2 protein-coding genes are annotated in these 1,588 nt (G+C 72.4%); one reads left to right on the top strand and one right to left on the bottom strand.

Annotated elements, in window-relative coordinates:
* Positions 1-32 precede the first annotated feature (32 nt).
* Positions 33-176 (bottom strand): hypothetical protein, encoded by a 144-nt coding sequence (locus AB0C69_RS42160; protein WP_360362537.1) that lies wholly within the window; start codon positions 174-176, stop codon positions 33-35.
* Between the two features lie 71 nt (positions 177-247).
* Here AB0C69_RS42160 and AB0C69_RS42155 point away from each other — a divergent pair, with 71 nt between their 5' ends.
* Complete coding sequence (locus AB0C69_RS42155; RefSeq protein WP_360362534.1) at positions 248-1,282, top strand: alpha/beta hydrolase-fold protein; 1,035 nt, start codon at positions 248-250, stop codon at positions 1,280-1,282.
* The last annotated feature ends 306 nt before the right edge of the window (positions 1,283-1,588 follow it).

The raw sequence follows: 1,588 nt of genomic DNA, 5'->3' as shown, positions 1-1,588 counted from the left end.
GTGGGGGAGGAGGAGCCAGGCGCCCAGGGCGGTCATCGCGGCTCCGGAGAGGCGGGTGATCGTGCGGGCGGCTGCATGCGGGTCACCGCGCCTTCGATGTGGGGGTCGAGGTCGGGCAGCTCGCTGGTCCAGTGGGCGATGTGCCGGTCGATCGAGTCCGTCGCCGTGTCCTTCACCGGCGGAATATTATCATTGCAAATATTATGGTTCCGTAGTAATTTCGGCGGCCCCGAGACCAGGAGGCCGCATGTCCCCATGGCCAGAAGACTTCGCCGGCAGGCTCGACGAGCACACCGTCGACAGCGAACTGCTTCGCGGCAACCCGCTGGGAGACCCGCACCGCAGGCCGCTGTGGGTCTACACGCCCCCCGGCTACGACGACGAGCCCGGGCGCCGCTACCCGGCCGTCTACATGCTGCTGGGCTTCACCGGAAGGCTGGAGGCCTGGAGCAGGGCGCCCACCGCCTACCGCAGGCCCGTGCCGGTCGCCGTCGACGAGCTGTTCGCGCGGGGCGCGGCGCCGCCCATGATCATGGTGTTCGTGGACGCCTGGACGGCCTACGGCGGAAGCCAGTACGTCGACTCGGCCGGGACGGGCCGGTACCACTCCTACCTGTGCGAGGAGATCGTCCCCTGGGTGGACGCCCGCTACCGGACGCTCGCCGCCCGCGACCACCGCGCCATCGCGGGGAAGTCGAGCGGGGGCCTGGGCGCCATGGTCACCTCGATGCTGAGGCCCGACCTGTTCGGCGCGTTCGCCACCCACTCCGGCGACGCCCTGTCGGAGGCCCAGTACATCCCCCACTTTTTGTGGGCCGCGCGGCATCTGCGCGCCTACGGCGGCGACATCTTCTCCTGGTGGGACGACTTCCGCTCCCGGGTCGCCTTCACCAAGGAGGAGGACATGCGGCTGCTGGAGATCCTCGGGGTGTCCGCCTGCTTCTCGCCCGGCGCCGACGGCACGCCGCTGCTGCCCTTCGACCCGGTCACCGGGGCGCTGCGGCCGCGGATCTGGGAGCGCTGGCTGGAGTGGGACCCGGTCCGGATGGCGCCCGCGCACGCCGAGGCGCTGCGCTCCATGCGGGCCATCTGGATCGACGCGGGGACCCGCGACGAATGGTTCCTGGACCTCGGCGCGCTGGCCTTCCGCGACGCCGTCGAGCAGACGGGCGTGCCGCAGGAGAACGTCTTCTTCGAGCTCTTCGACGGCGGCCACCATGCGGTCGAGTACCGCCAGCCCCAGGCCGTCGCCTGGCTCGCCCACCGCCTGGCCGCCGGCTGACGCGCCGCCGGTGGCCCGGCGGGCCCATGGAAAACTCCCTGCTCGCCCGTAATCTGACCGGGTTCGGCGTCCCTCCGCGAGGATCCCGCCGTTCCTATTCCGGATCGCGCGTGGGGCGGGTGCGGCCGGCAGTAAAGTGCCGTCCGTGACCAAGTCTCCCGCCCGGCACGCCCGCGGACGGCACGCCCGGCCGCCGTCCGAGTTCTCGGCCCGCCTGCACCGCCTGCTCGCGTCCCTTCGCGAGTCCCGCAGGCGCCGGCTGGGCGTCGCGGGGGCGGTGACCGCGACGGCCGCGGTGCTCGCGGC

The organism is Actinomadura sp. NPDC048032 (genome assembly GCF_040653175.1).
GTDB lineage: Bacteria > Actinomycetota > Actinomycetes > Streptosporangiales > Streptosporangiaceae > Spirillospora > Spirillospora verrucosospora.
Note: the sequence above shows the minus strand (reverse complement) of the source record. Positions and strands in the feature narration are given on the sequence as shown.

What these genes read in the sequence shown, in the direction of transcription:
- AB0C69_RS42155 (WP_360362534.1), top strand. Translation starts at nt 248, where the DNA reads ATGTCCCCATGGCCAGAAGACTTCGCCGGCAGGCTCGACGAGCACACC.